This is a genomic window from Kribbella sp. NPDC104740 (assembly GCF_055583505.1).
Genome location: NZ_JBVJNV010000006.1, coordinates 513,667 through 520,629, shown reverse-complemented (window position 1 = coordinate 520,629; position 6,963 = coordinate 513,667). Strand labels below are relative to the sequence as shown.

At 70.9% G+C, this 6,963-nt stretch carries 7 protein-coding genes; 2 read left to right on the top strand and 5 right to left on the bottom strand.

The window, feature by feature from the left end:
* Nucleotides 1-102: 102 nt before the first annotated feature.
* The 3 genes from ACZ6Z4_RS30465 to ACZ6Z4_RS30455 form a co-directional block, all read right to left on the bottom strand.
* Nucleotides 103-1,101: a Gfo/Idh/MocA family protein gene (locus ACZ6Z4_RS30465; RefSeq protein WP_465571827.1), complete on the bottom strand. Its 999-nt coding sequence runs from the start codon at nt 1,099-1,101 to the stop codon at nt 103-105.
* Nucleotides 1,094-2,107 (bottom strand): Gfo/Idh/MocA family protein, encoded by a 1,014-nt coding sequence (locus tag ACZ6Z4_RS30460; protein ID WP_465571824.1) that lies wholly within the window; start codon nt 2,105-2,107, stop codon nt 1,094-1,096. Before ACZ6Z4_RS30460 ends, ACZ6Z4_RS30465 begins: the two co-directional genes overlap by 8 nt.
* Nucleotides 2,108-2,258: 151 nt before the next feature.
* Nucleotides 2,259-2,594 carry a YciI family protein gene (locus tag ACZ6Z4_RS30455; protein WP_465571819.1) on the bottom strand — a complete coding sequence of 112 codons (336 nt, stop codon included), beginning with the start codon at nt 2,592-2,594 and terminating at the stop codon, nt 2,259-2,261.
* Between the two features lie 211 nt (nt 2,595-2,805).
* Here ACZ6Z4_RS30455 and ACZ6Z4_RS30450 point away from each other — a divergent pair, with 211 nt between their 5' ends.
* Nucleotides 2,806-3,375 carry a hypothetical protein gene (locus ACZ6Z4_RS30450; RefSeq protein WP_465571816.1) on the top strand — a complete coding sequence of 190 codons (570 nt, stop codon included), beginning with the start codon at nt 2,806-2,808 and terminating at the stop codon, nt 3,373-3,375.
* An 85-nt stretch (nt 3,376-3,460) separates the two neighbouring features.
* On the opposite strand, the gene ACZ6Z4_RS30445 is transcribed toward ACZ6Z4_RS30450, so the two are convergent.
* Nucleotides 3,461-3,667, bottom strand: coding sequence for a hypothetical protein (locus ACZ6Z4_RS30445; protein WP_465571813.1), 207 nt, complete (start codon nt 3,665-3,667; stop codon nt 3,461-3,463).
* A 317-nt stretch (nt 3,668-3,984) separates the two neighbouring features.
* Nucleotides 3,985-4,746 carry a hypothetical protein gene (locus ACZ6Z4_RS30440; RefSeq protein WP_465571810.1) on the bottom strand — a complete coding sequence of 254 codons (762 nt, stop codon included), beginning with the start codon at nt 4,744-4,746 and terminating at the stop codon, nt 3,985-3,987.
* A gap of 7 nt (nt 4,747-4,753) precedes the next feature.
* On the opposite strand from ACZ6Z4_RS30440, the gene ACZ6Z4_RS30435 reads away from it, so the two are divergent.
* A complete protein-coding gene (locus tag ACZ6Z4_RS30435; protein ID WP_465571806.1) occupies nt 4,754-6,703 on the top strand; it encodes a DEAD/DEAH box helicase in 1,950 nt (649 codons plus the stop codon).
* Nucleotides 6,704-6,963: the final 260 nt, after the last annotated feature.

The window sequence follows — 6,963 nt, the reverse complement described above, 5'->3', positions numbered from 1 at the left end:
CCCCCCCCCCCCCCCCCCCCCCCCCCCCCCCCCCCCCCCCCCCCCCCCCCCCCCCCCCCCCCCCCCCCCCCCCCCCCCCCCCCCCCCCCCCCCCGGGACCGATCAGCTCGGCAGGACCGGGGCGATCGTCTTCGTCCTCGCGCCCTCGTAAGCGGCCAGCAGGATGCCGAGGACCGCGATCCCCTCCTCTTCGGTGTGCAGCGGACGGGTCTTGTTGAGCAGCGAGTCGGCGAAGTGGCCGATCTCGGCGACGAAGCCGTCGACGGGCTCCAGTTCGATGGTCTTCACCTCGCCCGACCGCGGGCGGATGGTCAGGGTGTTGCCGTCGCTGTGCAGGGCGCCCTCAGAGCCGACCGCCGAGAAGCGTTCGGTCGATGCTGCCGGCTGGTAGGCCCAGCTCGTGACCAGTTGGCCGACGACGCCGTTGTCGAAGCGGACCAGGACCTGCGCCGAGTCCTCGCCTTCCATGAACTTCAGCCGGTGCGTGGAGAGCATCGCCGTCGCCTCGACCGGCTTGCCGCCCGCGAGGTGCAGCAGCAGGTAGGTCGGGTGGTAGCCGGTGTCGATCAGTTCGCCGCCGCCGCTGGTCGCCGCACTGGCTCGCCAGCCCATCGTGGACGGATCGAAGTCGTTGTAGAAGCTGTCGGTCGTCCGGACCTCGAAGACCGTCCCGATCGTACCGGCCTCCAGGAGTTCCTTGGCCTTGGCAACCGCCGGCAGGAACAGCTGGTTGTGTGCGCACATCAAGGTGACACCGGCAGCCGACACCGCCGCGCGGACGTCCGCAGCCTCCGCGGCCGTCAGGCACAGCGGCTTCTCGCACAGGATGTGCTTGCCGGCCTCGGCCGCGGCGACGATCGCGTCGCGGTGCAGGTGGTGCGGCAGGCAGATGTCGACGGCGTCGAGCTCCTCGCGGTCGAGCATCTCCCGGTAGTCCGCGTACGGCGTCGCGCCGAGCTCCTCCGCACGCGCAGCCGCGGCCTGCTCGTTGACGTCGGCAACGGCAGTGACACCGATCCGGGCCGCGTGCTCCTGGTACCCGCGGATGTGCGCGCCCGCGATTCCGCCGGCGCCGATCAGTCCGACCTTGAGCTCAGGCATTCGCGTCTCCTCCGTACTGCACGACGGTTCCGGTCTCGGCGGCTTCGTTGGCCGCGACAACCATTCGGGTCAGCTCGATCGCGCGCGAGATGTTGTCGTCGGCCCGTGTTCCGTTGCTGATGTGGTCGACCCACTGACCGAACGGATCGATGCTGTGCTCCGGCACAGGTAGTTGCCGACCCTCCCCGTACGCCGGGCCGAACACGTGCAGCGCGTTGCCGTCCTCGGAGTACGTCAGGCTGCCCGTGGTCCCGAACAACTCGATCGTGAACGGGTTGCGGCTCGCGAACCCGGCTTCGATCACGCCGATCCGCTGATCGGCGTACCCGACCGTGACGACGGCGTTGTCCTCCAGCCCGAGCCCGGCCACCGACCGGTACACCGCGCTCACGGTCTCCGGGTGCGCGCCGAGGAACAGCTGCGTCAGGTAGACCGGGTGGCAGCCGAGGTCGGTGAGCGCTCCCCCGATCGCGGTCTTCGGGTCGAAGAACCGCTCGGGCAGCCAGCCGCCCTTCCCGCCGTCGGAGACCGCGCCGTCGTGCGACAGCCGGACCCGGCCGTACGTGATCGTGCCGAGGTCGCCGCTGTCGATCACCTCGCGGATCGCCTGCGTGTAGCCGTGCGCGAGCCGCGGCAGCGAGACCACCAGCTTGACGCCGTTCGCGTCGGCGGCGGCGACGATCTCCTCGGCCTCGGCCACGGTCGGCGCGAGCACCTTCTCGGTGAAGATGTGCTTGCCGGCGTTCGCGACCTTCACCATCAGGTCGCGGTGCACGTCGGTCGACGTGGTCACCGTGACGCCGTCGAGGTCGTCGCGGGCCAGCAGCGCGTCCAGGTCGTCGGTGTACGGGACCCCGAACTGCTCGGCGCCGGCCCGGCCGCGCGTGGGGTCGTCGTCCCACACCGCGACCAGCTCGGTCCCCGGATGCTCCTGCGCCTGCCGGGAGTAGTCCCCCGCGTGCACGTGCCAGAATCCCAGGGCCGCGATCTTGAGCGGTTTCGACACCATCTTCTCCTCGCACCGGTCGGTCAGTGGAAAACGATCTCCGACCTACCTAACCAAGGCTCAGCCGTGATCGCGGGCCGTACCGGCGGTTCGTCTCAGCATCCGGCCGGGAAATCTGGAAACGATTCAAACCCGAGCTGACAAAGCCCGGCTATGCGTCGTACTCGACGATCGGCCGGACCTCCACCGCGCCGTACCGGGCGGTCGGGATCATCGCTGCCCACACCTCCGCGGCCTCGGCATCGGCGACGTTCACGATGTAGTACCCGGCCAGCACCGGCGAGCCCGTCGCTCCGCCCTTCTCACTCGACGTCGCGCCGTCGCGCACGCGCACGGTTCGAGCCCGAGAGACCGCATGGAAGCTTGCCTCGTGCACGAACACCCCGGCCTTCCGTACGGCGGCGTCGAAGGCGAGCCAGTCGAGCAGTTCCTCCTTCGTCGGGCCGGCGACGGCGGGGTCGTAGTAGTACAGCAACGCGAACTGCATGAGGATCCTCTCGAACGGGCCGATGGCAACCACCAGTCAACCGGACAGCGGTTGCTGCGGCCCAACCCCTTGACAGCTCGTGGTCGGTTGACAACGATGTGTCACGTCACCGCCCATGACAAGGTTGTCAGCGCCGCCTGCCAGGCCGACGACCCGCTCCGCCCCCGGTGTGCTCATGGGCGATTCCGTGCAAGTGAGGAAGGAACCCCCCATGAGAAATCTCCAGCGCGTGACGGTGCTGTTCGCGGCAGTGGCGGCCACCGTACTCGGATCGGTCCCGGCAGCCTCGGCGTACGACCTGCCCGAGGCCGCGTCGAGCCAGACCGTCTCGAGCAGCCAGACCATGACGCTCGCGGCCGACGACGAGCACGGCACCGACGCCCACGGCGTCCAGCTGGTCCCGGGCAAGGCCGCCGCGCCGATGCCGGCCAAGATGCTCGGCTGGGACGTCCCGAGCGCCCGCTCGTACACGATCACCGCGTCCTGCGCGCCGTACGCGACCCAGATCCGCCAGGGTGCGGCCGCTTGGAACGGCCTCACCGAAGGCGGCGGCACGCCCGTCTCCTGCCAGGACGGCTACATCACCGACTGCGGCGCCGGCACCGTCATCGGCTGCAACTACGGCGCCGGCCAGCGGATCACGCTGGTCGCCAGCGCGGTCGGCGACGTCCCGCTGCTCGCGGCGCACGAGTTCGGCCACGACTGGTACGGGCACTCCGGCACCGGCTGCGCCAACTGGAACAGCCCCGCCGACGTGATGCGAACCTCCATCTGCGGCTAGCCCCCAGACCTGCGGTATCCGTCGGGCGCAGGGTCCCGACGGATACCGCAGCCTCACGTCGTACGGCGTACTCCAGCCGCCGGCCTCAGCCCGTCTGGTCGGGCGGCGTGGTGTCCACGTGCCGCGACTTCGTCCGCTCGTCGGTGTGCGCGGCCGTCTCACCGGTGGTCTCACCCTTGGCCGACTTCGCCGCCGCGGTGGCACCGAGCCCGGCGCCGAACAGCGCCCAGAGCACGCCGCCGATCGCGAGCAGCACGATCAGCATCACCGGGATCCACAGAACTGCACCCATCATCGCCTCCTGGCTCGAAGACCGCCCGGTACCCGGCCCGCGGCAGCGCAGACATGGACGGTTCAGCACAGATGTTGCAGCATCTGCCCGATCCCCGTTACAGGTTGTCCACAACCATCCACAGATTGTGCATCGAGCCTCCCGGGGCCTGTGGACAAAGCAACCGACAGGCCTCGGTGACCGGCCGGACAGATAACCTCTCTGTACCGGTGACACAGACCGGGGGCGGGGAACTAGTATTGAGGGTGTGGGCTTGACGCCCCCGCACCGCTGATCCCGCCGCGACCACTTCGCCCGGGGCTGGAACTCACGGCCATCTACCCGTCGTCCCGCACGACAGCCAGTTCCGCCGGAGGGTCCTCGGCCGCTCGACGAGTCGATGAACCGTGCTCGCACGCCGGTTCACCGGACCGCCGACGGCGTACGGCGTCGCTGTTGTGCCGCGGCACCGTGCCGCGGTGGCTCTGAGGAGGATTCTTGGCCAACCGAGGTCGTCGCCAGCCCGGCACCGACGCACCCAGCACCGACCGCGGCGCGTCCGCCGGAGACCCGCGCGGCAGCGCCGGTACGACGAGCAGCTCCGCTCGTGACGCGAGCGCCTCGCGCGGCAGCTCCGCCGGTACGGCGACGGCGAGCACCCGCGGCGGGTCGAGCACCGGCTCGCGCAGCGCGGCCGGCTCGCGCTCGGCGGCGGGCTCCGGCTCGCGTGGTACCGACGGTGGGTCGCGCGGTGGGTCCGGGGACTCCCGGGGCGGATCGGGCTCGCGCAGCGCCTCGGGCGGTGGCTCACGTGCCTCGGCCGCCGCGGGGTCGCGCGGCGGAGGCGGCGGTTCGCGCAGCGGGTCCGGCGGGGGCCGCGGCGGGTCCTCGCGCTCCGGCGGCTCGGGTGGATCGTCCCGCGGCAGCTCCGGCGGCTCTTCCCGGGGCGGCGCTTCGCGCGGCGGCTCCGGTGGCGGCGGGACGCGGCGGAAGCGGCGTACCGACGACGCGGACGGCCTGATCCCGGTCCTCGCGCGCGCCGTCCGGGAGGTCGAAGCCGCCGTCGAGCGTGGTGCGATCGCCCCCTCAATCCGGACCAAGTTCCAGGTGATCGGCCTGCTCGTTCGCCAGGAGCGCGCCCAGGTGAACGGCGACGCGACCGCGACCGACGCGTACCGCGCCGAGCAGCTCCGCCGGCTCGACGGGGTCGCGACCATCCTCGCCAAGACCGCCGCCCGCGAGCCCTCGCTGCTCGCCCTGCTCGCCGAGGACGCGGTGATGTCCGAAGCCGCCGTCGCGCTGCAGCGCGAGATGCTGCTCGCGGCCGGCCTCGAAGCGCCTGTGGAAAAGCCGAAGCCGGTCGAGCAGCCCACCGAGACCGCTCCCCCGCCGCGGCAGGTCGTGCCGCAGTCGGTCGTCTCGCGCCAGCTCGCGAACCCGTTCCTCGCGCCCGACTTCTCGGCCGCGCCGCAGAAGGAGGCCAAGCCGCGCCGCCTGGCCGGGTGGGAACTGATCGGTCCCCTGCTCCGCTCCTTCGAGCAGGCCGGCGCCTCGGCGAGCATGTCGCTCCCCGACCCGGCCTCGCTGCAGGCCGCCGGCGGCCGCGAGCTGATGCTGCACCAGGCGCAGCTGATCGCCTCGGCGTCCGACGGTCACCGCACGTTCCTGCTCGCCGACGAGCCCGGCCTCGGCAAGACCGCTCAGGCCCTGCTCGCCGCCCAGGCCGCGAACGCGTACCCGCTGCTGGTCGTCGTACCGAACGTCGTCAAGACGAACTGGGCCCGCGAGGCCGACCTGTGGACGCCGAAGCGCAAGGCGACCGTGATCCAGGGCGACGGCGACTCGATCGACGGCTTCGCCGACATCGTCGTGGTGAACTACGAGGTGCTCGACCGGCACGTCGGCTGGCTGGTCGACTTCGGCTTCCGCGGCATGGTGGTCGACGAGGCGCACTTCATCAAGAACAAGAAGTCGCACCGCTCCCGCAACGTGCTGCACCTGTCCGAGCGGATCCGCTCCCGGACGGCGCGACCGTTGCTGATGGCACTGACCGGTACGCCGCTGATCAACGACATCGAGGACTTCACCGCGATCTGGCAGTACCTGGGCTGGATCGAGGAGCGCTCCCCGGGCGCGGTCCTGATGGAGAAGCTGGAGGAGACCGACCTGACGCCGGCCGACCCGGCGTTCTACCCGGCGGCCCGGACCAGCGTGATCGACATGGGCATCGTGCGCCGCCGCAAGGTCGACGTCGCGGCCGACATCCCCGCCCGCCGGATCGCGAACCTGCCGGTCGAGCTGGACGGTTCGGTCGGCCGCTCGATCCGCGAGGCCGAGCGCGAGCTCGCCGCGCGGCTGGTCTCCCGGTACCACGCGGCGCTCGAGCTGCGGACGTCCGGAGTGGTTGTCGACGGCATCGACCACACGCTGGTCCGCCAGGTCGCGGAGTGGGAGCGTACCGAGACCTCGACCGCGAAGACCGGCGAGAACGTCTTCACGCTCGTACGCCGAATCGGCAAGGCCAAGGCGACGCTGGCCGCCGACTACGCGGCCCAGCTGGCGCACAACGTCGGCAAGGTCGTGTACTTCGCCCGCCACATCGAGGCGATGGACACCGCCGAGCAGCTGTTCGCCGACCGGGGCATCAGCTACGCCTCGATCCGCGGCGACCAGTCGCCGACCACGCGGCAGAAGAACATCGACGCGTTCGTCAACGACCCGGACGTCTCGATCGTCGTCTGCTCGCTGCTCACCGCAGGCGTCGGGCTGAACCTGCAGGTCGCGTCGAACGTCGTACTGGCCGAGCTGTCCTGGACGAACGCCGAGCAGACCCAGGCGATCGACCGGGTGCACCGGATCGGCCAGCAGGAGCCGGTCACGGCCTGGCGCGTGATCGCGGCCCAGACCATCGACACCCGGATCGCCGACCTGATCGACAGCAAGGCCGGCCTGGCCGCTGTCGCCCTGGACGGCGCCGACCCCGAGGACCAGGCGACCATCGACATCCAGGTCGAGGCCCTCGCGACGCTGCTGACGAACGCGCTCGAAGCCGGATAGATCCGGTTCGGCCGCCACGCCGCCGTCCTGCTCACCGCGACGCCGGGCACCTGCTTTACCAAAGCGGGCGGCCCGGCGTCAACGGCGGACGTCACAACCGATTAATCGAAGATTATATGGGCCGACGGCCCGTTAATTCCGGGACATACCAGAAGGCATTTCCCGGTGTAGACCAGTTGTGTTCCGGGCGGTGAATTCCGGCTCTGACCTGCGGATTTCCCTGTGGTTGCCTCAGGCCCCTTTCCGGCCGCTCGCCGGGG